The sequence below is a fragment of the Acidovorax sp. GW101-3H11 genome, assembly GCF_001633105.1.
Classification (GTDB): Bacteria; Pseudomonadota; Gammaproteobacteria; order Burkholderiales; family Burkholderiaceae_C; genus Acidovorax.
Genome location: NZ_LUKZ01000001.1, coordinates 196,876 through 221,722 on the forward strand (window position 1 = coordinate 196,876; position 24,847 = coordinate 221,722).

Below are 24,847 nucleotides of genomic sequence, written 5' to 3' on the forward strand. Positions count from 1 at the left end.
ACATGCCACACGCCAAACGCTGGCTGTACCTCGTCCACCGCTGGCTGGGCGTGCTGCTGTGCGCCTTCTTCGCCATGTGGTTCCTCTCGGGCGTGGTGATGATGTACGTCGGCTACCCCAAGCTCACACAGGCCGAGCGCCTGGCCCATCTGCCGCCGCTGCGCAGCGCCACGCTGGGCCCCGACCGCCTGCTGGAGCCCGCCGACGCCCTGGCGCGCGCGGGCCTGGCGGGGCCGCTGCAGGACCTGCGGCTGGCCGTGGCCAGCGGCGGGCGCGCGGTGTACCTGGTGGTGCCCGCCGCCCCCACCGGCGACGCCGCGCCACGCCCGCGCAGAGCACCTGCTGCGGTTGTGATCGACGCCATCACCGGCGAAAAACTGCAGCAGGTGGACACAGAACGGGCCATCGCCTCGGCCCGCACCTTCGCTCAGCAGCCCGATGCCACCATCGACTACCAGGGCACGCTGGACGAAGACGCCTTCACCCATTCGCGCGCGCTGGATGTGCACCGCCCGCTGCACCGCCTGCACCTGGGCGACAGCGCGAGCACCGTGGTCTATGTGTCGGGCACCACGGGCGAGGTGGTGCGCGATGCGCCGCTGCAAGAGCGCGCCTGGAACTACGCCGGTGCCTGGATCCACTGGCTGTACCCCTTCCGGGGCAATGCCTTCAACGACTACTGGACCGACATCGTCAACTGGCTGTCCATCGCAGGCATCGTGCTCACCGTGACGGGCACGGTGGTGGGCGTGCTTCGCTGGCGCTTCAAGGGCCGGTACAAGACCGGCTCGCGCACACCCTACCGGGGGTTCATGATGCGCTGGCACCATGTGTTCGGACTGGTGTTCGCCGCCATCACCTTCACCTGGATCTTCAGCGGCCTCATGTCCATGAACCCCTGGAAGATTTTCGACAGCGGTGCCGCGCCGTTGCGCCAGCAGGCCATGCATGGCGGCCCACTGGTGCTGCCCACGCAGGCCGCCACCGTGCATGCGCTGTTCTCGGCTGGGTCCCCCAACACCCGCGAACTGCGCTGGGTGCGCAGCGCAGGCCACACGCTGGTGCTTGCAAGCAGCCCCACCGGTGCACCTGCGGTGCTGGACGCTGCCACAGCCATGCCCCACACCTGGGCCATGGGCGCCGTGGCCCAGGCCGCCACGCAGCTGCTGCCCCACGCCGTGGTGCGCACCGACACCCTCACCGCCTACGACCTGCACTACTACGACCGCGCCGCCCACACCATGACCGGCGGCGCCGAGAAGCCTTTGCCGGTACTGCGCGTGGTGTTTGACGACCCCCACGCCACCTGGGTCCACATCGACCCCCACACCGGCGCCGTGCTCGGCCGCACCGACAGCCACCGCCGCACCAGCCGCTGGCTGTTTGCCATGCTGCACAGCTGGGACTGGCTGCCCCTGCTGGAACGCAGGCCGCTGTGGGACGTGCTGCTCATCGTGCTGAGCCTGGGCGGGGCGGTGATGAGCGTGACGGGGGTGGTGATGGGGTGGCGCAGGCTGGGGACCAAGCTGCGCCACCCTGCAATCCAGAACGCCCGCCCGTGACCGAGGTGGGCCGCCCGCCTATGATGCCTGCAGTTGCGTTTGGAAACACCTGCCCATGACGGCTCCTGCATCGCCTCCCGCCATCCCCTCCTTCGCGCACCCAGGGTCCGACGGCCCGCCACCGCCGTCCAAGCGGCCATCCAGCCTGCCCCTGCGCACTATGGTGGCATGGGGCACAGCCCTGGTCTTGCTCATGGCCTGGGCCACGGTGGCCATCCTGATGAATGTGTCCTGGCGCGATGCCATGAATGCGCAGATCCGCCAGAACAGCAACCTGGCCCTGAGCCTGGGCGAACAGACCGTGCGGGTCATGGCGGCGGTGGACCAGGCGACCATCCGCATGCGTGACGCGGTCCAGGCCAACGACTTTGAAAAGGCGGATTTCACGCGGTTTGCCAACGAAACCGGGCTGGCACCGCAAATCCTGACCCAGCTCTCTCTGGTAGGCCCCGATGGCTGGTTTGTCGGCAGCAACATCGATCCTACGGGCGAAAAAACCGGCCATGTGGAGCTATCGGACCGCGAGCATGTGCAGGTGCACCTGAACCCCGCAGCGGCAGCGGCGGCGCATCTGCAGCAAACGCCCAACGGATTGTTTGTGGGCAAGCCCGTGGTCGGCAAGGTGTCGGGCAAGGCCACCATTCAGCTGTCACGCAGGATTCCGGACGCCAACGGCGGCATTGCGGGCATAGTGGTGGCGTCCGTGAATCCCGGCTATTTTGAGGATGTCTATCGGGGCGTGCAGCTGGGGGGCGTCGGGGTGGTGACCCTTGTGGGCAACGACAGCACCGTGCGCGCCCGTGTCATCGGAGGGCAAAGCCTGGGCATGGGCAGCGTGGTGGCGCGAGCCGCCAACAACAACATGGAAGAACTCGGCCCCGGCGGCAACTATGTGCGATCCAGTGGCCTCGACGGCATCGAACGCATCTATGCCTACAGCCGTGTGGGCGACTATCCACTGCTGGTGGTGGTGGCCACCGGTACCGACGAGGCTTTGCAGGAATGGCGCGCCAGCCGCAACGTGGCCCTGTTCACCATGGCTCTATTCAGTGTGGCGCTGGTAGGCGCTGCGATCATTTTTGTGCGCAGCGTGCGCCAGCTGGAGAGCACCAACGCCGCCCTGCGCATCAGTGAGGCCGAGGCGCGCTCGGCCAGCCAGGCCAAAAGCGAGTTCCTGGCAGCCGTGTCGCACGAGTTGCGCACGCCCCTCACCAGCATCCGGGGGTTTGCCGAGCTGATGGAATTGCGGCTGGATCAGCCTCGCTACAAGGAGCAGGCCGGACTGATCCGCAAGGCAGCCGATCACCTGAACGCGTTGCTCACCGAAATCCTCGACCTCGCCAAGGTGGAGGCAGGCGCCATGCCACACCTTCCCACGGAACAGAACGTGGCGGACATCGTGCAGTCCACGGCCGACTTCTTTGCCGTCACGGCCGCCAACAAGAACCTGGACATGCAGGTGCAGATCGCGCCCGATGCGCCCGCCACACTGGTGTGTGATGGCCTGCGCCTGAAGCAGGTGCTCAACAATCTGCTCTCCAACGCCATGAAATTCACCGATACAGGCGCCGTCACCATCGAAGTGGATGCCACGGCAGACGCTGTGCGTTTTCATGTGGTGGATACCGGCCCTGGTATCCCCGCCCACCTGCACGAGGCGATCTTCGAGAAATTTCGCCAGGGCAACGACCAGGTTAGCTACCAGCACGGCGGTACGGGCCTGGGACTGGCGTTGTCGCGGGCATTGGCCGTGCTGATGGGGGGCACGCTCACGCTGTCCTCCTCGGAGGGCCAGGGGTCGCGCTTCACACTCACTTTGCCCCATAGCCCGGGCACTGAGCCTCAGTAAGCAATATCGCTCTGAGGCAACGCGTACACCGCAGGGCCCACGCGGCCCGGCGCACTATGGCGTTAGGGGATCAGTTTCGGCTGCGCAGCGTCCGACTCAGCAAAATCACCGGCACCAGCCCCACAGCCACCAGCGCCAGTGATGGCAAGGCAGCTTCCCCTAGCCGCTCGTCGCGCGCCAGCTGGTAGGCCACCACGGCCAGGGTGTCGCTGTTGAAGGGGCGCAGCACCATGGTGGCGGGCAGCTCTTTCATCACGTCCACAAACACCAGCAGCGCGGCGGCTGCGGTGGAGCGTTTGAGCAGTGGCCAGTGCACGCGCGCCAGCAGGCCCGCGCTGCCAGTGCCCAGCATGCGGGCGGAGTCGTCCAGGCTGAGGGGGATGCGCGCGTAGCCGCTTTGCATGGACTGCAGGGCCACGGCACAAAAGCGCACCAGGTAGGCCCAGACAATGCCCAGCGCCGTGGCCGTGACCAGCGCGCCCACGCCCCACTGCGGCATGGCCGCCTGCAGCCAGCCCACGGGCAGCAGCAGGCCCACCACAATGACGGCGCCGGGCACGGCGTAGCCCACGCTGGCCAGTTGCACCACGCTGCGCGTCACGGCATCGGGCTGGCGGCGCACCGCAAAGGCCAGCGCCAGCGCAATGGCCACCGCCAGCACAGCGGTGATGCCCCCAAGGCGCACGCTGTGCCAGGCCCATTCCATGAAGCGCTCCCAGGGCAGCACCGACCAGTCGGCCGCCAGCGGGCGCAACATGAAGACCACCGGCGCCACAAAACCCATGAGCACGGGCAGCACACACACCGCCCAAGCCGCCCAGCGGCGCGCCCCGCGCAGGGCCAGCGGCTGCGCCTCGGCCGAGCCTGCGCGCCCGCCGCCAGTGGCAAAACGCATGCGCTTTTGCGCGCGGTGCTCCAGGTGCAGCAGCGCCATCACCACCACCAGCAGCATGGTGGCCAGTTGCGCAGCCGCCAGGCGGTTGTCCATCGAGAGCCAGGCCTTGTAGATGCCGGTGGTGAAGGTCTGGATGCCAAAGTAGCTGGCCACGCCAAAGTCGGCCAGGGTTTCCATCAGCACCAGCGCCACCCCGGCGGCCACGGCCGGGCGTGCCAGCGGCAGGGCCACGGCGCGGATGCGGCGCGGCAACGGTGCGCCCAGCAGGCGTGCGGCCTCCATGAGGTGGGCGGCGCGCTCGCCCAACGCCGTGCGCGCCAGCAGGTACACATAGGGGTAGAGCGAGAAGATGAACACCCACACCGCGCCGCCCAGGCTGCGCACCTCGGGCAGCAAGCGGCCTTCCAGGCCAAAGGTGTTGCGCAGGCCCACCTGCAGCGGGCCGCTGAACTGCAGGAAGTCGGTGTACGCATAGGCCGTCACATAGGCGGGCATGGCCAAGGGCAGCAGCAACAGCCATTCAAAGGTGCGGCGGCCCGGAAACTCGAACAGCGTCACGGCGGCCGCCGCCAGGGTGCCCACCAGGGCCGCGCCCAGCGCCACCAGCACGCTGAGCCACAGCGTGGTCCACACATAACCAGGCAACACAGTGGCGGCCATTTCGCGCAGGATGGCGCCCGCCTGCGCGTCGCCCTGCCCGGGCGCCGATAATGGCAGCCACGACGCCAGCACCGCCAGCACCGGCAAGGCCAGAAAGCCTGCAAACAGGATCAGCGGGACGCTGCGAAGGACAGAAGACGGGGTGCGGCGCAAGGCGGTGGGCTCGGCAGAAGGAGGAAAGCGCACACCTGCCGAAAGGCATGGGCACCCTAGTGCAGTGTTGCACGCTATCTGGCACTTTAAAACCGCGTCTTTTCGGCCAGGGCTGCGTTGCAAATCCTCGCGATACCTACAGGTATCGCTGTGGTTTGCGCCTTGCCCTGACCAAAAATCCATCGGTTTTCAATGTGCCATCCAGCGCGCAACACTACACCAGCGCCCAGGAATGCAAATGCGAATTTTAAGCATTCGCCCCTGCCCACCTAGAATCGGGGCATGTTTCTAGAGGTCTCCCAACTCGAAGTGCGCTATGCAGGCCGCGCACAGGCCGCCGTGCACGGCGTCACGCTCAGCCTGAAAGCCGGTGACATCGGGGTGCTGATTGGCCCTTCGGGTTGCGGCAAGACCACCCTGCTGCGCGCTGTGGCCGGGCTGGAGCCGGTGACGGGGGGCGAGATTCGCCTGACCAAAAGCGTGGTCAGCAGCGCCCAGCTGAGCCTGCCGCCCGAGCAGCGGCGCATTGGCATGGTGTTCCAGGACTACGCGCTGTTCCCGCACCTCTCGGTGGGCCGCAATGTGGCGTTTGGCATCCACCAGCTGCCCAAGGCTGAGCAGGCCGCGCGCGTGGCCGAGGTTCTGCAGCTCGTGGGGCTGGAAGGCAGCGAGCACCGCTTTCCGCACGAACTCTCGGGCGGGCAGCAGCAGCGCGTGGCCCTGGCGCGGGCGCTGGCGCCGCGCCCCCAGCTCATGCTGCTGGACGAGCCTTTCTCCAACCTGGATGTGGACCTGCGCGAGCGCCTGGCGCACGAGGTGCGCGGCATTCTGAAAGCTGCAGGCGCCACGGCCCTGTTCGTGACGCACGACCAGTTCGAGGCGTTTGCGATTGGCGACGTGATTGGCGTGATGCACGACGGCCATCTGCACCAGTGGGATGACGCTTACACCCTGTACCACCGCCCCGCCACGCGCTTTGTGGCCGACTTCATCGGCCACGGCGTGTTCGCCCCCGCCACACTGGAGCAGCGCGGCGACAACGTGGTGGCGCAAACCCCCTTGGGCGAGCTGACCGACCTGGACGAATGCCCCCTGCCCGGCAGCTACCCCGGTGGCGCCTGCGACGTGCTGCTGCGCGCCGACGACATCGTGCACGACGACCACGCGCCGGTGCAGGCGCAGATCGTGCGCAAGTCGTTCCGGGGTTCGGAGTTTTTGTACACCCTGCGTCTGGCCAGCGGCCACACCCTGCTGGCCCATGTGCCCAGTCACCACGACCACGCGCTGGGCGAGTGGATCGGCATCCGCGCCCAGGTGGACCATGTGGTGACGTTTCCACGCGCCTGAGGATTTTCTGCACGAATCGAGCGGCGAGTGTGCGCTGCAGATCAGGATGGGCTGCAAGGCGCGAAACGCAGCAATAGCCGCAGTTGCGTCCTACTCACCGAGGGCTGCGCGCCGGAGTTCGTGCCTAGCGCATGGAGGCATTTCCTAATGCAACGGATGAACCGCGCGAGAAGCCGCTGAAGGCAGGAGCGAACTCAGAAGGGTGGCTCTTTGAGTTTCTGAACGGCTTCGGCACGAAATGCCGTGAGCCCCTTGTCCACGATCTCCAACCATGCCCCATCGTTAGCTATTTGGCGCGATTCCTGAACCTGCACGCTCACCGTGGTATCCGCCTTCGTTCCCGACACGCTCAAAGTGGTCTCAATATTGGAGTTCAGCGTCAAAGCCCAGAACCCGGGCTGCATCCATGACCAGAATTTTTTGATCCGGACATCCACGATCAAGGGATTGCGGCCCGCGTTGGCCTCATCCGTCACACGATAGCCCAGTTGCTGAAAAGCGCTGGTCAAGTTTTCACGAACGAGTCCGCTGACCGACTGGCCCTCCTGCAGCAACACGTCGCCCATGGCTTTGCCGTAACTATTGCGCTTGCGGGCTATTGCACGCTCCTTGATAGCGACCGGTGCCTTGTCGGCACCTTCGCCTCCCAGAGACGGCGTGCTGGCCACCGGCGGCGCGTTCTCGAACACGCGATCATCCTGGACAGTCCGGATCACCACAGCACGGGCCTTCGTCACGGTGGCAGTGGTGGGCGCGGCAGCAGCCGCAACCTTGATTTCACTTCGACTGGCTGCGCAGCCACTCAAGACAACAGTCGCAGCGATCAAAAACGCAGTCACGCCATAACGCTTTGTATTCATATTTCTCCCGGGCAATTCTGATGTTGTACATGTGAGCCAAGCTTGCAAAAGCGAGGCGGGTGCAATGTATCACCGGATGGAGAGTGCTCTTGGATGGCAGTTCCCAGGCGCCCTGCGACACTCAATGCAAGGGCGCGTGGCACGCCGCGACGCAGTGGCCGCACGTAGCGCTCGACATGCATGAGGTGCAAATGATCCGGCGAATTCGAATCAGGTCGCCAAAACATGCCGGATTCTTGGCGCATAGTGGAGCTATCGCGCAGGCTATGGCGAGCCTTTGCTTGCGGCATGCTAATGGTTCTTGGCCGGATGAGCGGGCATGGCGGGTTCGTTCACCTTCTCAGGACTTGCCCTTGCGCTGCAGCCCCTCCAGCCCGTTCAGGTCCACCTGCGACATCAGGCCCTGTAACTCTTTCACACCGATCTTGTCACCTTCGATGCTGACCACCAGGCCGTTCTTGAGGATGGTCTTGAACTCGGCATGGCTGCCGTCTTTCTCGTAGCGGGTGTGCAGCGTGCGGCCACCTTCTTGCCAGGTCTTCTCGGCGCGGGTCTGGTCTTCTTTTTCACCCTGGGCCATGCCCATGGCCATCGCGGCCATCTGGCCCAGGCCGCCAATGTCCACGATCTCCAGGCGCAGCTGCTTGTCGTCGTTGCCATACTGCGCACTGGCCTGGCTGGTGGGCAGGCCCAGGGCCGCGCCGTCCTGCACGTCAAAACCGGTGCGGGGCAGGCCTGCCAGCTTCTCGGGCAGGGCCGCCTTGAGCGCCTGCGCCGCAATGGCCTGGCCGCCACCCAGCAGGCCCGCAGCGGCCTTAGCGGCGTCGCCCGTGGCAGCAGCGATCGCGGCCGGGTCCTGGCTCTTCTGGGCCTCTTCCATCTTGCGGGCGGCTTCCTCCATCTTCTTGCCTGCGGCTTCCAGGCCCGCCGTGTCGATGGACACCTTGCCGCCGGGCGTGTTCATGGTGATGGCCGGGGCCCCGGCACCACCAAACAGCGCCCCACTGCGCGGCATGAACAGCGCGCTGACAGCACCGATGACCACGCCCATCACGATGGCGGCAACGATGACCACCACGGTGTAGCCCACCGACTTCTCGGGCGCGCTGCGCATGAGCACGGGCAGGCCCGTATAGAGCAGGTAGATGGAATACAGCGCCGCCAGCAGCCCCAGCATGGACAGCGCGGGCAGCAGGCTGAAGATGCCGCCCAGCAGGGCCGCCGTGCTGGCGTACACCGCCACCTTCACCGCCTGGATCTGGTTCTTCTGGCCGCCAAAGGTGGGCGCCAGCGCATCGATGATCAGGCCCAGCACGAAGATGCCGACGAGACTGAGCACGTACGAAATGACCATGTTCATCAGGCCCGAGACAAAGGGCACACGGATGGTGACGCCAAAGCCCCCAAAGCCGATCAGCGACATGCCGATGAAACCGCACACGGCGGGAATGGCCGCGAGGACCATCGCATAGCGCGTGAACAGCGTGGCCACATCGGTGCTCTCGCCATCAATGGTGGCCCAGGTGTCCTTGGGTTGCAGAAGAATGCTCTTGGCGCGTTCGATCAGGTTCATGGTGTCCTCCCGGCAGTTTGGATGGACCTGCCGACGCATCTGCATGCACGACCAGTCCGAAAGACGCGGACGATACGGGACGAAACGCAGCTTTGAACGCCACCGGCAAATCATGCGCCCCCCAAAACGTGGAATATGCACGGTTTCCAACCGGCGGATTGCCCCAATGATCTGCAGCGGCGGGCCCGGCAATTCAGCGGCGTCATCCCACCGGGGATAGGTCCGGCGTCAGAACGATGGAGGCCCAACAAGATGGAAGGCCGCCGTTTGCGCCATGTCAGGGACGCCCAGTCCTCAGGATCTGCAAAATTTCATTTTTCTTGCGCTGGCGCTTCAGGTCCACAATAGGCGGATACGGCAAAGCAGTGGGACATACACCATAGGACGCACAAGGGGCTGGAGGAACCACTTCCGACAGGCTTTCTGCGGCCTCAAGGGCTGGCTGAACCGGAGCCTCGCGATTCATGCGATTCATGCGAACCTGCAAGGGCACACCCCGCTCCACCAAGAACCGCACCACGGCTGGCTCATACATGGAGATCGCAATGCCCAATGCACTTTCTCCCCAAGCAGTGGCCCCACCAAGGTCCAGTCCGCGTTCGTGCATAGCCTCCAGCACAGGCAGCGCCACCTCTCCCTGGCGGGCCACATGCACCACTACCTCGGCTACTTCCGAGATCGGCACCCCGTTGCGCACCATCCATATCTGGTTGGCGGCGATTCGGGTACCCCGCAAATTTGCTGGGCCCAGGCTATTGATATCGGCCCCTGCCTGCTTCATGAAATCAAGGACTTCCACACTGGCGTAGCTCACAGCCTCTTCCAGGGGGGTCGTTTCCGGGTTAGATCGATAGGTGCGCCCCTTGGCATTGATATCCAGGCCCCCATCGAGCAGGCGCTGCACATCGGCCACGGTCTGAAGCCGAGACGTGTGGAACAGCGTGGTGCCATGCACAGTCCGGCTCGCCAGATTGCCGCCCCAGGCCAGCAGGCGGTCCAGGACCTCTGGGCTGCCGCCAGCTTCGACGACCAGGTCTGCATCGATGAATCGCTGGGCGCCACCGGCAAGATAGGCCTCGACCACTGGGGCGTTACGGTGCGTCACCGCGCATTGCAAGCCCTCTCGCGTGCGGGATACCGCACCCGCTGCATGCAGCATACGGATGACAGCGGCGCGCTCAAGCACACTGCCCTCTCCCGTGCACGCTCCTTTCAGCAGCGCGTCTCGTTGAGCGCCCTCCAGAGAACGCCCCTCGCCGCGTAGCCAGTTCTTGAAGTAGTCAAACTTTCCGAAAGCCAAGGCCATTTGGGCAATTTCGATCCGCTGCAAGCGGGTGGTTGCTATGCCCGCGTGCGGCAAGCGTGTGAACAAATCATCCCGCCGCCTTTGCAATGCGATGCGGTACAGGCTGGGCACTCGCACCCATCCCGTGCGAGCGAGAGATCGGGCAACCACCATGGCAGAGTCGCCTTCCAGCGCGAGAAAAGACTGCACCCACCGCAAGTCAGCACAGTGACTGGAATGAGACCGGACAGAGTGATCACGCGTCGCCGGAAAAACCACTTCCATCTCGGCCCTGCGATTCTTTGCGCTGCCCTCGTCTGTGTTGTTGTCCGCAATAGGCTGGCGTGCGCCTTTGGCCTCGGCGTATACCCTGATGGCACCCCACTCTGTGTTGTCCGCAAACCATTGCTTCACAGCGAGCGCCCTTGCCATCGACAAGGCCTGTGCATTGCGTTCACGCGACGAGGCGTGCCCAACGACAATCAACACATCTATCGGCGTCGTTCCCACACGGCACTTCAGCCTGTCGAGCTGGTCTATTTGCTCGCCGTGGAGGACTGACGAGCCTGGTTCAAAAAAAACATCGGCCGCTATCTGGAGAGGGCTAGAAGCCCAAGAGAGAGACGGCACCAGCGCTATCGCCAGCAACGTTGCCTGTGTGAAGGTGCGAAGTACGAACAGCATGGCCACACTCTAATGCAGCGTGGCGGCCGTCAAAATTTGACCCATTTGAAACCATGGGTCGGTGCAAGTAGCCGCGTGTTCAAGCCCTGGAGCACGGTGGCCCTAGCGCTGATGATGAAGGCCAGGACCGCCTCACAGTGACGACGGGGGCTTTCCGCCCTCAGCTGCGGCGCAACCGGTCTACCGCCTGCTGGAGATCCTGCGTAAACACACGCCGATCGCGGTCACCGGGCAGCTCCGGCGGGCCATAGTGCACCACGGCCTCGATGGGCGGGGCGCTGAGCGTGCGCCAGATGGACCCTACCAGGGTTTCGTCGCCGATGTAGCTGGGTGCAAAGCTGGTGGCGCCCGTGGCCTGGTCGGCAAAGCGCAGGCCCACGGGCTGCACCGGTGCCTGCGCGGCCACGGCGGCCTGCAACAGGTTGGCGTGGAAGGGCAGCATCTCGCGCCCGTCGCCCGTGGTGCCTTCGGGGAACACGGCCAGCACCTCGCCGCGCGCGAGCGCCTCTTGCATGGACCGCACCATGCGCAGCGCGTCGCGGCGCGAGCTGCGTTCGATGTAGAGCGTGCCGGCGGCCGTGGCCAGGGTACCGATCAGCGGCCAGCCCTGCACGTCGGACTTGGAGACAAAACGGCAGTGGCGCGCCGCGTGCATCACCGGAATGTCGAGCCACGAGATGTGGTTGGCCACCAGCATCACCGGCCCGGCGACGGGCGGCTGGCCCAGGATGCGCAGGCGGATGCCCGCGTGCGCGAGCAGCTCCAGCGACCACGCCTGCACACGGGCGTGCTGCTGGTCGGGCGAAAGCGCCGGAAACCGCAGCGCCACGATGGCCAGCCCTTTGACGATGTGACCGAGCAGACGCAGCAGGCGCCAGCAGGCACGCAAAGACTTCACCGCAGGGCCCCGCAGCGTCGCACCACCTCAGCCTCGGTCAAAGGCGACCTGGCCGCCGACCAGCGTCATGCGCACGCTGCCGGGCAGTTCGTAGCCCGAGAAGGGGGTGTGTTTGCCCTGGCTGCGCAGCGCGTCGTCTTGCACGGTCCACGCGGCCTGCGGGTCCAAAATGCACAGGTCGCCCACGCCGCCTTCCACGATCTGGCCCACGCTGGCCTGCAGCGTGCCCAGGGCGCTGCCCAGCACGCGTGCGGGTTCGGACGTGACGGTGGCCAGCGCCCGCTGCAGGGGCACACCGCTGTCCCGCGACCACTTGAGCGCGAGCGACAGCAGCAGCTCCAGCCCCGTGGCACCGGGTTCGGCCTCGGCAAACGGCAGTGTCTTGGCGTCTTCATCGACCGGGTTGTGGTCGGACACCAGGGCGTCGATGGTGCCGTCGGCCAGCGCGGCATTGAGTGCGTCGCGGTCGCGCTGCTGGCGCAGCGGGGGCGACAGGCGCGCACGGCTGTCGAAGAAGCCAATGTCCACATCGGTGAGGTGCAGCGAGTTGATGCTCACGTCGGCCGTGACCTTCAGGCCCTCGGCCTTGGCGCGGCGCAGCAGCTCAACACCCGCAGCACTGCTGATGCGGCACAGGTGCACGCGGGCGCCGGTGGTTTTGAGCAGTTCAAAAATGGTGTGCAGCGCAATCGTTTCGGCCGCCACGGGCACGCCCGACAGGCCCAGGCGCGTGGCCAGCGGGCCGCTGGCCGCCACGCCCTTGCCCAGGTGCATCTCTTGCGGGCGCAGCCACACGGTGTAGCCAAAGGTGGCGGCGTACTGCAGCGCGCGCTGCAGCACCTGGGTGCTGGCCAGCGGCACCTCGGCCTGGCCAAAGCCCACGCAGCCGGATTCGGTCAGCTCGGCCATCTCGGTCAGCACCTCGCCCGCCAGGTTGCGGGTGAGCGCGCCCAGCGGGAACAGGCGCGACTGGTGCAGCTTTTCGGCGCGGAACTTGAGCATCTCGACCAGGCCCGGCTCATCGAGCACGGGGTCGGTGTCGGGCGGGCAGACCAGGCTGGTCACGCCACCGGCCACGGCGGCGGCCATCTCGGATTCGAGCATGCCTTCGTGTTCGTGGCCGGGCTCGCGCAGGCGCGCGGCCAGGTCCACCAGGCCGGGCAGCACGATGCAGCCGGAGGCGTCCACCACGCGCTTGGGCGCGAAGTCGGGCGGCACGCGGTTCACACCCACGATGCGGCCTGCGGCAATCGCAATGTCACCGGTCTGGTCGAGGCCCGAAGCGGGGTCGATCAAGCGGCCGTTCTGGATCAGTATCTTCATGATTTCAAGCCAAATTGGCTGCTTGCGCGCATCTGGCATACGCTAGCAGCTATGAAAACAGGAGCATTCATTCCAAACTTCATGCTTCGTTGCCAGCAACGATGGACATCACGGCCATGCGCACGGCAATGCCGAAGGTGACCTGCGGCAGGATCACGCTTTGTTTGCCATCGACCACGGCGGAGTCGATCTCCACGCCCCGGTTGATGGGGCCGGGGTGCATGACAATGGCGTCGGGCTTGGCCAGCTGCAGCTTTTCCTGCGTGAGGCCGAAGCTCTTGAAATACTCCTGGCTGGACGGCAGCAGCGCACCGCTCATGCGCTCGTTCTGCAAGCGCAGCATGATGACCACGTCGGCATCCTTGATGCCTTCTTCGAGCGTGTGGCACACGCGCACACCCATCTGCGCCATGTCGGACGGCACCAGCGTGCGCGGGCCCACCACACGCACTTCGGCGCAGCCCAGCGTGGTGAGGCCGTGGATGTCAGAACGCGCCACGCGCGAGTGCAGCACGTCGCCCACGATGGCCACCGTGAGGTTGCTGAAGTCCTTCTTGTAGTGGCGGATGGTGTACATGTCCAGCAGCCCCTGCGTGGGGTGGGCATGCCGGCCGTCGCCCGCATTGATCACGTGCACATGGGGCGCCACATGCTGCGCAATCAGGTACGGCGCGCCCGACTCGCTGTGCCGCACCACGAACAGGTCGGCCGCCATGGCCGAGAGGTTGGCGATGGTGTCGAGCAGCGACTCGCCCTTGCTGGCCGAGCTGCGCGCGATGTCGAGATTGAGCACGTCGGCCGACAGGCGCTTGGCCGCGATCTCGAAGGTGGTGCGCGTGCGCGTGCTGTTCTCGAAGAACAGGTTGAACACGCTCTTGCCGCGCAGGAGGGGCACTTTCTTCACTTCGCGGTCGTTCACGCTCACGAAGTTGGCGGCCGTGTCGAGGATGTGCGTGACGATGTCGCGCGGCAGGCCCTCGATGGACAGCAGGTGGATGAGTTCGCCGTTGCCGTTGAGTTGGGGATTGCGCTTGTGCAGCACGGTCAGGCCTCTTTGACTTGGAATTGGAAGATGCCGCTGTCGTCACGCGCCAGGGCCAGCGACTGGGCGGCAGGCAGGGCCACGCGGGCGGCGGCAAAGTCGGCCTGCACCGGCAGCTCGCGCCCGCCCCGGTCCACCAGCACGGCCAGGCGCACGCTGGCGGGGCGGCCATAGTCGAACAGCTCGTTGAGCACGGCGCGGATGGTGCGGCCGGTGTAGAGCACGTCGTCAAGCACCAGCACGTCAGCGCCGTTCACGTCGAACGGCAGCGCGGTCTGCGCGCTGGCCGACAGGCCGCGCTGGGCGAAGTCGTCGCGGTGCATCACCGACGAAAGCACACCGGCAGGGCCTTCGAAGCCCAGGTCTTTTTGCAGACGCTCGGCCAGCCATGCGCCGCCCGAGGCAATGCCCGCCAGGCGCGTGGTGGGGGTGAGCATGCTGCGCACGCCGCGCAGCAGTTCGCGGTACAGCGCTTCGGCGTCGAGCACCAGGCTGCCGGACATTCCGGGGGATGGGGTGGTCATGGGAGATTCCTCAAAAACTGTTCCAGGATGATGCAGGCCGAGGCGGCATCGGCATCCTTGGCGCCCCCGGCGATGGCTTCGGTGGTGCTGTAGCGCTCGTCCACCTCGAACACCTGCAAACCAAAACGGCCGCGCAGCTGGCGGCCGAACTTGAGCGCCCGCGCAGTGTTCTCGTGGCTGGCGCCGTCGGGGTGGTAGGGCACGCCGATCACCAGCGCGTCGGGCTGCCATTCCTTGATGCGCTCGGCCACCTGGGCAAAACGGGCGTCGCCCTCGGCCTGGATGGTGCGTTGCGGCGTGGCACTGCGCAGCATGCGGTTGCCCGACGCCACGCCCGTGCGCTTGAGGCCGAAGTCGAAAGCAAGAAAGGTCTGGAAATGCGCAGGAACGGCTGGCGGCTGGAGGGGCTGAGCGGGCGCGCCGGTCATGCGTGGCCCGCCTCGGGCGACAGCATCCAGGCCTGCAGGCCCAGCAGCGACAGGGCCCGGTCATAGCGCTCGGGTACAGGGGTGTCGAAAATCACCGACAGGTCGGCCGCCACGGTGAGCCAGGCGTTTTCGGCCAGTTCTGTCTCCAGCTGCCCCTCGCCCCACGACGAGTAGCCCAGCGTGATGAGCACGCGGCGCGGCCCGGCGCCGGTGGACAGGGCTTCGAGCACATCCTTGGAGGTGGTCATCTCCAGCCCGCCGGGGATGGTCATGGTGGAGGCATAGGCCGACTCGTCGGTCTCGGCCTTGTCCATGAGCATGGGTTCGTGCAGCACAAAGCCGCGTTCGGTCTGCACCGGGCCGCCCTGGAAGACGGGCTCCCGGGTGAGGTCTTCGCGCCGCAGCGACAAATCGACTTTGTCAAACAGGCTTTTGAGGGTGATGTCGGAGGGCTTGTTGATGATGAGCCCGAGTGCGCCACGTTCGCTGTGCTCGCACAGGTAGACCACACTGCGCGCAAAAGACTCATCTTCCAGGCCGGGCATCGCAATCAGGAAGTGATGCGTCAGGTTGATGGGCGCAGAATCGAAAGACATTCCTCAATTTTAACGGTGAACATGGCGCCCTCTTCCAGGCCTTGCGGACCTTCCGAGTCTTCTTACCTCAGCGGCCTTGTCTGGTTCCGCCGCGACCTGCGCACCGCGGACCACGCCGCCCTGTACCGGGCGCTGACGCAGTGCAAGCAGGTGCACTGCGCCTTCGTGCTGGACCGGGAGATTCTGGACGGCCTGCCCCGCAGGGACCGGCGGGTGGAATTCATCCTCGCGTCGCTGGAGGAACTGGATGCCTCGCTGCGCGCCCTGTCTGGCCAGCCGCAGGGCGGGCTCATCGTGCTGCATGCCGTGGCCAGCGAGGCGATCCCGGCCCTGGCGCACAGCCTGGGCGTGCAGGCTGTGTTTGCCAACCACGATGACGAGCCCCTGGCGCTGGCACGCGACAGCCTGGTGCGCACCCGCCTGGCGGCTGCGGGCAAGGCATTCCACACCTTCAAGGATCACACGATTTTTGAACGCAGCGAGGTGCTGACGCAGACCGGCAACCCCTACAGCGTGTTCACGCCCTACAAGAACGCCTGGCTCAAGAAAATCGATACTTTTCAGCTCACAAGCTACCCGGTGGAGCGCCACGCGCACCGCCTGGCGCCGCGCCCACCGGGACATTGCCACCCAGTGCCCGCGCTGGCGTCGCTGGGGTTCGAGGCCAGTGCATCGCCAGCCCCCGGGCTGCCCACCGGCGCCCGTGGCGCGCAGCAGCTGTTTGATGATTTTCTGGGCCGTATCGAGCGCTACGACCATGCGCGCGATTTTCCAGCCGTCAAGGGCCCCAGCTACCTCAGCGTGCATTTGCGCTTTGGCACCATCTCGCCACGGGTGCTGGCGCGCACCGCGCACGGGCTGGTGCAGGCGGGCAACCCTGGCGCCGCGACATGGCTGAGCGAGCTGATCTGGCGCGACTTTTATTTTCAGATCCTGCACCACCACCCCCATGTGGTGGGCCACAGCTTCAAACCCGCCTACGACGCCATCCAGTGGGAAACCGGCCCCGAAGCCGACGCCCTGTTTGTCGCCTGGTGCGAGGGCCGCACGGGCTACCCGCTGGTGGATGCCGCCATGGCGCAAATCAACCAGACGGGCTACATGCACAACCGCCTGCGCATGGTGGTGGCGAGTTTTCTGGTGAAGGACTTGGGGCTGGACTGGCGCCGGGGCGAGGCGTACTTTGCCACGCACCTCAATGACTTCGACCTGGCCGCCAACAATGGCGGCTGGCAGTGGGCCAGCTCCAGCGGGTGTGATGCGCAGCCCTATTTCCGCATCTTCAACCCGGTGAGCCAGAGCGAGAAATTCGACCCAGAGGGCAAGTTCATCCGCCGCTACCTGCCCCAGCTTGCGGCGCTACCGACGAAGGCATTGCACGCCCCCTGGCTGGCGCGCCCCCTGGAGCTGCAGGAAGCCGGCGTGCGCCTGGGAGACACCTACCCCTTGCCCGTGGTGGAGCACGATGCCGCACGGCAACGCACGCTGCAGCGGTATGCCGTGGTGAAGACGGCTGCAGGGTAGCAACACACGGCTCTGCGGATTGAAGCAGGCCACCGCCGTGCATTAGCGATGCGCCACGGGCGGTGGGTCGCCCGGTGGTGGTTCCTCTGGCGTCATCTGCATGCCCTCGCCACCCAGCGAGGCACCGGCTGCCAGCCGCAGGCGCAGGCGCACATCGGTGCGGTTGTCGGCATTGGCTATCGCTTCTGCGGGTGAGATGACACCCAACTCGACCATGGACAACAGGGACTGGTCAAAGCTCCACATGCCCTGCTCCCCGCTGCGGGTGATGGCCGTCTTGAGTTCGTCAATCTGGCCTTTCTGGATCAGTTCGGCCACGTAGGGGGTCAGCAGCATGATCTCTGTGGCGGGCACCAGGCTCCCGGCCAGCCCTGCGACCAGCCTCAAAGCCACCACCGCGCGCAGATTGAGCGACAGGTCCATGAGTAGCTGGCGGTGGGCATCTTCGGGGAAAAAGTTCAGGATGCGCTGCACCGCCTGGTTGGCGTTGTTGGCGTGCAGGGTGGACACGCACAGATGCCCGGACTCGGCATAGTGCAGCGCATGCTGCATGGTGGCACGGTCACGGATCTCGCCGATCAGGATCACATTGGGGGCCTCGCGCATGGCCCGCCGCAGGGCCTCGTCGTAGGACAGCGTATCCAGCCCCACTTCGCGCTGGGTGACCAGCGACTTCTTGTGGGTGTGCAGGTATTCAATCGGGTCTTCCACGGTCAGGATATGCCCGCCCGCGTGGGTGTTGCGGTGGTCCAGCAATGCGGCCAGCGTGGTGGTCTTGCCCGAACCCGCAGCCCCCACCGTCAACACCAGACCGCCCTTGAGAAACGCCAGTTGCTGCAGCACCGGGGGCAGGCCCAGCGTCTGCAGGTCGGGTATTTTCGCAATCACATGCCGTATCACCATGCCCACCTGTCCACGCTGGCGGTGCACATTGACGCGAAAACGCTCGCCCTCGGGGGTCTGGAACGAGAGATCGCACTCCATGGTGGTCTCGAACTCGTGCCGTTGGGCTTCCCGCAGGATGGAGTAGGCCATCTGCCGAACGTCGTCCGCCGACAGCATCTGCTGGGCAATCGGCGCAAACGCGCCCTGCCGCTTGATGGTGGGCGGCGCACCCGCCAGCAGGAAAAGATCGGAGGCCCGCTCCCTGGCCACAAAGGCCAGGCACGCCAGCAAGCGAGGATCGGCAGAGGGCGACGGCGCTGCCGGGTCCATCAGCACCCCTGCCCTCTGCAAAAGGCGGGCTGCAGCGGGCCAGCTGCGGGGCCGACMCCCCTACCCGCCATAGCGCCACCCACCACGGAAACATGGCACCCCCAAAAACCACAGCCCCGCCGGTGAAGGGCGGGGCTGTGGGTGGTGCGCATGGTCTGTCAGGCCTCGGCCGCTGCGGCTGCGGCTGCCGCGATGCGGGCGTAGTGCTGGATCAGGCTCAGCAGTTCTTCATCCGAATACGGCTTGCCCAGGTAGTGGTTCACACCCAGCTCCATCGCATGCTCGCGGTGCTTCTCGGCAATGCGCGAGGTGATCATGATGATCGGCAGGTCGCGCAATGCACCGTCTGCACGGATGTTGCGCGCCAGGTCGAAGCCGTCCATGCGGGGCATTTCGATGTCGGACAGCACCACGGTCGGACGCTCCTCCTGCAGCCGCTCCAGGGCCTGCAGACCGTCGGCCGCCAGGGCCACCCGGTAGCCTTCGCGCTGCAGCAGGCGCTGCGTGACGCGGCGCACGGTGATCGAATCGTCCACCACCAGCACCAGCGGCACCTGGCTGGGCCCCGCCAGCTGGGGCGAGACCACCTGCTTGGCACCACCAGCGCCACCCTCCGCTTCCGGGGCGGGCGCCATACCCGCACTGGCAGCACGCACCTGGTCGCCGTACACCGTGGCCAAAGCCACCGGGTTGTAGATCAACACCACGGCACCCGAGGCCAGCACCGACATACCGGCCAAGCCTGGCAGGCGGGACAACTGGGGGCCGAGGTTCTTCACCACAACTTCCTGGTTGCCCAGCACTTCGTCCACGTGCATGGCCACACGCTGCGCCGCACTGCGGAAGATCACCACGGGGCGGGTCTTGCCTGCGGGCTCATGGCTGCGGGCAGACGCCTGCAGCAAGGCACCGGACCAGAAGAAGGGCACCTTCTCCATCCCGTCGTCAAACACGCCGGTGCGGTAGGCTTCCTCGAGGTCGGCCGCAGAGGTGCGGCGCACGATTTCCACCACGTTGGCAGGCACGCCCACCGCCAGGTCGCCGGTGCGCAGCATCACCACCTGCGTCACCGCAGTCGTCAAAGGCAGCACCATGCGGAACGCCGCGCCCTTGCCCGCCTCAGTCGAGGTTTCGATGCGCCCGCCCAGGGCGTTGATTTCGGCACGCACCACGTCCATGCCGATGCCGCGCCCAGCCAGGCCAGTCACTTCGGATGCCGTCGAGAAGCCCGGCATGAAGATCAGGTTGGCGGCCTCGGCATCGCTGAGTTCCACACCCGCTTCCACGATGCCCTGAGACAGGGCCTTTTCACGGATGCGGGGCAGGTTCAGGCCCGCGCCGTCGTCGCGGAACTCTACCGACACGTCGTTGCCTTCATGGTGCAGATCCACAGTGATCGTGCCGGAGGCAGGCTTGCCCGCCGCCACCCGCACTTCGGGATCTTCGATGCCATGGGCCACACAGTTGCGCAGCAAGTGTTCGAACGCCGGGGTCATGCGGTCCAGCACGCCACGGTCCATTTCGATGGAGCCGCCGGTGATGTCCAGCTTGATCTGCTTGCCGGTCTCCTTGGAGGCCTGGCGCACCACGGCGTAGAGGCGCTCGGCAATGCCTTCGAACTCCACCATGCGGGTGCGCAGCAGGTCGCGCTGCAGCTCCCGGGCCTGACGGCCCTGGGCGATCAGATCGTCTTCGGCGCCTTCCATGGCGCGCTGCAGATTGCGCTGCACCGTCGCCACGTCGTTGACCGACTCAGCCATCATGCGGGTGAGTTCCTGCACACGGGTGAAGCGGTCGAACTCCAGCGGGTCGAAACCTGCGGCCGAGTCCTTGGACAAGGCCAGGCGCGACTGCATCTGCGATTCGGCCTGCACCTCGATGTCACGCAGTTGCTGGCGCAGCCTGTCGAGGTTGCCCGAAAGGTCGGAGAGCGAGCTGCGGAACTGCCCCAGGCGCACATCCAGGCGCGAGCGGCTGATCATCACCTCGCCCGCCTGGTTCACCAGGCGGTCCAGCAACTGGGCACGCACACGCACCGACTGGCTGGCAGCCACACGCAAGGGCGCCAGCTGCGACGGGCCGGGCAACCGGACTGCCGGAGCGGCCGGTGCGGCGCCAGCGGCACCCGCCACAGCTGCAGCAGGCGCCGTGGACAGCTCTGCGGCATCCGGACGGCCATGGGCGGCTTCGACGGGCAGTGTGACCACCGTATCGGCAGGCGTTTGCCCGATGGCACGCAGGGCGTCGAAGTTCGCCTGCAGGCCGTCAAAACTGGCCTGCAAGGGGTCGACCTGATCGGCGGTGACGGTCTCGGCATCGAGCTGCTCGATGGCCGACTCCAGCCGGTGGGCCATTTCGCCCAGACGCATGGCACCAGCCAGTCGCGAGCTGCCCTTGAGCGTGTGCAAGGCGCGCAGCACTTCGCTGCGTGCGCCCAGGTTGTCGGGCCGTGCAGCCCATTGGCGCAGGGCGCCCCCCAGTTGGGGCAGCAACTCGGCAGCCTCTTCCTCGAAGATCGGGAACAGGTCAGGGTCGATGACGTCAATCGCATCGATGTCGTCGTCCACATCCGAAGACAGTGCCACGGCGTGGGCGATCGCGTCGTCGATCAGTTGGTCCTGATCGTGGGCCACCACCGACAGCGCGGGCGCCACGTGGCCCTGCGGGATGATGAGCGGTGCAGGCTCCAGCGTCGCCTCGGCAAACGCCTCAGGTTCGTCGGCCAGCTCCGGCTCGGGTGCCGAGACCGGTTCGAGCTCGGGGGCCACTGGCTCCACCATCTCGATCGGGAAGGCTTCGGCAGCATCCTCTTCGGGCGGAGACAAGGTAGCCACCACCTCGGCTTCCAGAATCTGGCGCAGCTGCTCCAGAACCTCTTCGTTGGGCTCCTTGAGGAAACCCGCAGCAAATTGGTGCAACAGGCGGCGGATGTCCTCGGCCGCGCCCATGAAGGCCTGGGCCTGCTCCTGCGTGCCGCCGGATTGCAGCTGCACATGCTGCATCGCGTGTTCCAGTGCCCGCGCCAACTCCGACAAGGCAGTGAAACCGACCGTGGCAGAACTTCCCGCCAGCGAATGCGCCAGCGCCACCCCCATATCGGGCAGCGGCTCGTGCAACTCCAGCGACCACTCCTGGAGGCAGGTCACCAGACGGCGCGACCATTCGTCGGCCTCGTTCAGATAGACGTTGTACAGCGGGATGCTGATACGCAGGGTATCAATCACCTTGACCGCATCGTCGCTGGCGCTGCTGTCCTCTTGCGGCAGGGCGTCCAGAAGCCCGGCCATTTCAGAAGCCAGCTCAACATCGGCAGGCGCGGCCGCTTCATGGGCCTCAGCCACCACCGGCGCCTCAGCGGCAGCCGCTGCGGACTCTGCTTCCAGCAACCGCTCCAGGGCTTCGACATCCAGCGACGCGAGCGCATCCGATGCCTCTGGCACTTCAGCGTCGATGTCTGCAGGCACTGCGGTTTCTGGGGTTGCGCTGACTTCAGCTTCGGGCAAAGCGAACGCTTCAACCGGAGCGTCCAGGAGCGGCTCCGGTGCGGCGGCCACGGCCGCAACCTCGGCAACCGGCGCCACATCGGACAAGTCCAGATCGGGCAACTCCAGGTCGAGCACAAAATCGGCGCTGGACGGGTCCACCAGGGGCGCTGGGGCCGAATCTGCATTCAGGGCAGCGGTGAAGACGGAGAAGTCAATGTCCTCAGCCACCTCTGCCACACCGGGTGCAGCGGCCAGTTCAGGTACCACTGGCACCTCAACGGCTGCAGGATGTTCGGGGACATGCTCCGAAATTTCGGTCGCCTGGAAGTCCATCAGGCCCAGGTCGTCCTCTGGGGCCTCGGCGGCCTCGGCCACCACAGTATCAGCAGGCACGCTGACCGCTTCGGGCCCCAGCTCCACCAGGGCGTCGATCTCCGAAACAGCCACCAGGGGCTCGCCGCCCTCGGAGGGCACCACCAGAGGCAGCAGCGTGCCATCCAGGCGCATGGCATCCGCAGATTTGCGGAAAGACTCGGGGTCCCAGCCAGTCGCACGGCCTGCGGCAATGTCGTCGGCCCAGCGGCCAAAGGCCCGCAAGGCGTCCGAGGACAACGTCAACAAGCCCGGCTGCATGGGCTTCTGTTCAGCCAGCCAGGTGTTGAGAATCTGCTCCATCGACCAGGCGGCCTCGCCGAAGTCGTTGAGGCCCACCATGCGCGAACTGCCCTTGAGCGTATGGAAGGCACGGCGCAAGGTGGTTTGTTCGCTCAGATTGCCAGGCTCTGCCTGGAGCAGGTCGATGGCGGCCAATCCATTGACCACCACTTCGCGTGCTTCCTCCAGGAAAACCTCCAGCAGCTCGTCTTCCACATCGGGCACGGCTGCCTTGGCCGTGGAAGCGGGGGCCTCCGCAGCGGTGACCGCCGACGCCGGTGTCGCAGGAGCGGCCACATCGAAGGAGATGTCCGGAGCGAGGCTTTCGGGTTCTGCCAGGGCCACAGGTTCACTGGCGGGGGCAGCCCCCAGATCCAGGATGGGGGCAAAGTCCGTGGGTTCGCTGACAGGCTCTGCCACGGGGAAACGCGGCAGCACGTCAGGCACCAGCGTGTCGGTGCGCTCCTCCAGCTTGGCGGGAGCTTCCTCCATGGCATCCGATGCGCGCGCACGGGTCTTGCCCATGAGGATGCGCAACTCGCCAAGGTTCTCGTCATAGACAAAAAGCTTGCGCGCCATCGTGCGCTGGTAGCTCAGCATGTCGATCAGGAAACCCAGCGCACCCAGGCTGTTGCCGAGCTTCTCGAAAACAGCCTGACGGCCTTCTTCGGGCACCTCGTTGATGAGCAGGCGCTCGACCGTGTCGCGCATGCGCACCACCGCCAGCGAAGCCTGGTCCAACCCAAGCACCGACAACACGCCGCGCATCTGGGCCAGGTGCCCAGGCACCGTGGCCAATACAGCTGTGTCCTGGGGGTTGCGGAAAAACTGGTCGAGGGCCTTCTCGGCCTCGCCCAAAGTCACACGCAGCTCATCCACCACACTGCCCATGGTCTGGTTGTCGCTGACCCTGCGGTACAGCTCCTCCATCCAGGGCTCCAGAGGCTCGGGTTCGGCCCCCGCAGTCACTGCATCCAGGCGCTCAGCCAGGCGGGTCGCCCGCAGCTCCATCTGGTCGTCGGCCGCATCCAGCTCTTCAAACGCCGCTTGCAGGTACAACACCGAGGTCGCCACCTCCATCGCCAAGGCAGCCGACGGCGGCTCGCCCGCACGGGTGGTGGACTCCGTCGCCCGCGTGAGCGCCTGGGCCAGGTTTTCGCTACCGGGATGCAGCTTTCTCAGCGAATCACACACCAGACTGAACTGGTCCGCAGCCGGTTTGAGCTTGTTGCGATCACCACCCGCCAATGCCGACCAGGTTTCGGTGGCGGACGCGATGCGCTTGCGCGCCTGTGCCAGCACCGCCGGATCAAAACGCCCGAAACGGGCGGTTTCGTAGTCAACGGGCTTGAAGCGGTCCAGAGAGAACGCCTGGCGCACCGCGCGCAGCGAAGGCGCTGCCTCGGCAGGCAGATCGGAAGCTTTGGCCTGAGAGCAGAAAAAGAGCAGATCCTGCACCAGGCGGTCCGCGATGGTGGGATCTCCCTTGGCCAGGGTCGCGTACTGCATCAGTACCCGCGAGGCCACGCGCTTCACATACACGTCGGGCGCCAGCAGACCGGAGCCAAAGGCCTCGAAGAAGCCCGCGCAGATCTTCCAGAAGGCACGCGCCTGGCGGTCTGTCTGGGCCGCTACAAAACCAAGGCAGGTGTCTCGCAGGTTCAGCGCAGCCCGGAGATCGCCGGACTTGACGATGCGCAGCACGGCTGCATCCAGCCGCGCCCGCGCCTCGGGGCCATACGGCAATGGCGCAAGGGTCACCGTGCCTTCGGGCTCGCGGAAACGACGCTCCACAGGCCATAGGTCTGCGGGGTGTACACGGTCAGCGCCCGCCAGGGCCTGGGCATCACGGTACTGGGGGAACAGGGCGACGGGAGACACCGACTTGCCTGCCAGCACGGTCTCCAGGTATTCAATCAGCGCAAAGCTTGCGCGCTCGATCACGGCCGCAGCGTCGTCGCTGCAGGTTTCGGGCCGTTGCACAAACTTCTGGACGGCAGACTCCATGGAGCGCAGCACCAGGGCTGGCGGGCCCATGCCCACCATCTCCAGTGCGCCACAGGCCTGGTGCAGTTGCTGGCGCGCAATGCGCAGAGCCCCCGCATCCAGGGCCGCGAGATCGGATTCCCGCGCGACTTCCGCATCGCGCACGAAGCGGCGCATGGCCTTGACCGCACCGTCGAGTGACTTACGCAGTTCGTCAAGCACCCAAGCCAAAGGACCCAGGTCCTGATCTCCCTGGGTCCCTTCTGCGGCCGGTGCATTGTTGGCATCAATAGATGACATGGAT

Annotated in this window: 16 protein-coding genes; 4 read left to right on the top strand and 12 right to left on the bottom strand. The window is 66.0% G+C overall.

Features of this window, described 5'->3' with window-relative positions; all coding sequences use genetic code 11:
• The first annotated feature begins 2 nt into the window (after positions 1-2).
• Together A1D30_RS00865 and A1D30_RS00870 are read left to right on the top strand one after the other, a co-directional pair.
• Complete coding sequence (locus A1D30_RS00865) at positions 3-1,562, top strand: PepSY-associated TM helix domain-containing protein (RefSeq protein WP_063458931.1); 1,560 nt, start codon at positions 3-5, stop codon at positions 1,560-1,562.
• A gap of 55 nt (positions 1,563-1,617) precedes the next feature.
• Positions 1,618-3,411, top strand: coding sequence for an ATP-binding protein (locus A1D30_RS00870; RefSeq protein WP_063458932.1), 1,794 nt, complete (start codon positions 1,618-1,620; stop codon positions 3,409-3,411).
• A 70-nt stretch (positions 3,412-3,481) separates the two neighbouring features.
• Here the strand turns inward: A1D30_RS00870 and A1D30_RS00875 are convergent, their stop codons facing one another.
• Positions 3,482-5,119 carry an iron ABC transporter permease gene (locus A1D30_RS00875; RefSeq protein ID WP_063458933.1) on the bottom strand — a complete coding sequence of 546 codons (1,638 nt, stop codon included), beginning with the start codon at positions 5,117-5,119 and terminating at the stop codon, positions 3,482-3,484.
• Between the two features lie 282 nt (positions 5,120-5,401).
• Here A1D30_RS00875 and A1D30_RS00880 point away from each other — a divergent pair, with 282 nt between their 5' ends.
• Entirely contained in the window at positions 5,402-6,466 is a 1,065-nt protein-coding gene (locus A1D30_RS00880) for an ABC transporter ATP-binding protein (RefSeq protein WP_063458934.1), read from the top strand.
• 194 nt (positions 6,467-6,660) lie between these two features.
• Here the strand turns inward: A1D30_RS00880 and A1D30_RS00885 are convergent, their stop codons facing one another.
• The 9 genes from A1D30_RS00885 to A1D30_RS00925 all read right to left on the bottom strand — a co-directional run bounded on the left by A1D30_RS00885 (position 6,661) and on the right by A1D30_RS00925 (position 15,679).
• A complete protein-coding gene (locus tag A1D30_RS00885) occupies positions 6,661-7,326 on the bottom strand; it encodes a hypothetical protein (protein WP_063458935.1) in 666 nt (221 codons plus the stop codon).
• A gap of 340 nt (positions 7,327-7,666) precedes the next feature.
• The gene (locus A1D30_RS00890; protein WP_063458936.1) at positions 7,667-8,899 is read right to left on the bottom strand and encodes a Yip1 family protein; all 1,233 of its coding nucleotides are present in this window, start codon (positions 8,897-8,899) and stop codon (positions 7,667-7,669) included.
• Positions 8,900-9,176: 277 nt separating this feature from the next.
• Complete coding sequence (locus A1D30_RS00895; protein ID WP_063458937.1) at positions 9,177-10,868, bottom strand: OmpA family protein; 1,692 nt, start codon at positions 10,866-10,868, stop codon at positions 9,177-9,179.
• 160 nt (positions 10,869-11,028) lie between these two features.
• Positions 11,029-11,766: a lysophospholipid acyltransferase family protein gene (locus A1D30_RS00900; RefSeq protein WP_063458938.1), complete on the bottom strand. Its 738-nt coding sequence runs from the start codon at positions 11,764-11,766 to the stop codon at positions 11,029-11,031.
• Between the two features lie 27 nt (positions 11,767-11,793).
• Positions 11,794-13,089, bottom strand: a complete 1,296-nt coding sequence (locus tag A1D30_RS00905; RefSeq protein WP_063459160.1) for a dihydroorotase — start codon at positions 13,087-13,089, stop codon at positions 11,794-11,796.
• Between the two features lie 79 nt (positions 13,090-13,168).
• Positions 13,169-14,131 carry an aspartate carbamoyltransferase catalytic subunit gene (locus A1D30_RS00910; protein ID WP_008903259.1) on the bottom strand — a complete coding sequence of 321 codons (963 nt, stop codon included), beginning with the start codon at positions 14,129-14,131 and terminating at the stop codon, positions 13,169-13,171.
• Between the two features lie 2 nt (positions 14,132-14,133).
• A complete protein-coding gene (gene pyrR / locus A1D30_RS00915) occupies positions 14,134-14,655 on the bottom strand; it encodes a bifunctional pyr operon transcriptional regulator/uracil phosphoribosyltransferase PyrR (protein WP_063458939.1) in 522 nt (173 codons plus the stop codon).
• Entirely contained in the window at positions 14,652-15,083 is a 432-nt protein-coding gene (ruvX, locus tag A1D30_RS00920) for a Holliday junction resolvase RuvX (RefSeq protein WP_063458940.1), read from the bottom strand. Before ruvX ends, pyrR begins: the two co-directional genes overlap by 4 nt.
• Complete coding sequence (locus A1D30_RS00925) at positions 15,080-15,679, bottom strand: YqgE/AlgH family protein (protein WP_063458941.1); 600 nt, start codon at positions 15,677-15,679, stop codon at positions 15,080-15,082. Before A1D30_RS00925 ends, ruvX begins: the two co-directional genes overlap by 4 nt.
• Positions 15,680-15,700: 21 nt before the next feature.
• Between A1D30_RS00925 and A1D30_RS00930 the strand changes: the two genes are divergently transcribed.
• Positions 15,701-17,203: a deoxyribodipyrimidine photo-lyase gene (locus A1D30_RS00930; RefSeq protein ID WP_063458942.1), complete on the top strand. Its 1,503-nt coding sequence runs from the start codon at positions 15,701-15,703 to the stop codon at positions 17,201-17,203.
• A gap of 42 nt (positions 17,204-17,245) precedes the next feature.
• Here A1D30_RS00930 and A1D30_RS00935 read toward each other — a convergent pair whose 3' ends face one another.
• Both A1D30_RS00935 and A1D30_RS00940 read right to left on the bottom strand, forming a co-directional pair.
• Positions 17,246-18,418, bottom strand: coding sequence for a PilT/PilU family type 4a pilus ATPase (locus A1D30_RS00935; RefSeq protein WP_063458943.1), 1,173 nt, complete (start codon positions 18,416-18,418; stop codon positions 17,246-17,248).
• Between the two features lie 158 nt (positions 18,419-18,576).
• Entirely contained in the window at positions 18,577-24,843 is a 6,267-nt protein-coding gene (locus A1D30_RS00940; protein WP_063458944.1) for an Hpt domain-containing protein, read from the bottom strand.
• Positions 24,844-24,847: the final 4 nt, after the last annotated feature.

Coding starts and splice junctions, on each gene's coding strand:
- A1D30_RS00865 (WP_063458931.1), top strand. CDS start 3: ATGCCACACGCCAAACGCTGGCTGTACCTCGTCCACCGCTGGCTGGGC.
- A1D30_RS00870 (WP_063458932.1), top strand. CDS start 1,618: ATGACGGCTCCTGCATCGCCTCCCGCCATCCCCTCCTTCGCGCACCCA.
- A1D30_RS00880 (WP_063458934.1), top strand. CDS start 5,402: ATGTTTCTAGAGGTCTCCCAACTCGAAGTGCGCTATGCAGGCCGCGCA.
- A1D30_RS00885 (WP_063458935.1), bottom strand. CDS start 7,326: ATGAATACAAAGCGTTATGGCGTGACTGCGTTTTTGATCGCTGCGACT.
- A1D30_RS00890 (WP_063458936.1), bottom strand. CDS start 8,899: ATGAACCTGATCGAACGCGCCAAGAGCATTCTTCTGCAACCCAAGGAC.
- A1D30_RS00895 (WP_063458937.1), bottom strand. CDS start 10,868: ATGCTGTTCGTACTTCGCACCTTCACACAGGCAACGTTGCTGGCGATA.
- A1D30_RS00905 (WP_063459160.1), bottom strand. CDS start 13,089: ATGAAGATACTGATCCAGAACGGCCGCTTGATCGACCCCGCTTCGGGC.
- pyrR (WP_063458939.1), bottom strand. CDS start 14,655: ATGACCACCCCATCCCCCGGAATGTCCGGCAGCCTGGTGCTCGACGCC.
- ruvX (WP_063458940.1), bottom strand. CDS start 15,083: ATGACCGGCGCGCCCGCTCAGCCCCTCCAGCCGCCAGCCGTTCCTGCG.
- A1D30_RS00925 (WP_063458941.1), bottom strand. CDS start 15,679: ATGTCTTTCGATTCTGCGCCCATCAACCTGACGCATCACTTCCTGATT.
- A1D30_RS00930 (WP_063458942.1), top strand. CDS start 15,701: ATGGCGCCCTCTTCCAGGCCTTGCGGACCTTCCGAGTCTTCTTACCTC.
- A1D30_RS00935 (WP_063458943.1), bottom strand. CDS start 18,418: ATGGACCCGGCAGCGCCGTCGCCCTCTGCCGATCCTCGCTTGCTGGCG.
- A1D30_RS00940 (WP_063458944.1), bottom strand. CDS start 24,843: ATGTCATCTATTGATGCCAACAATGCACCGGCCGCAGAAGGGACCCAG.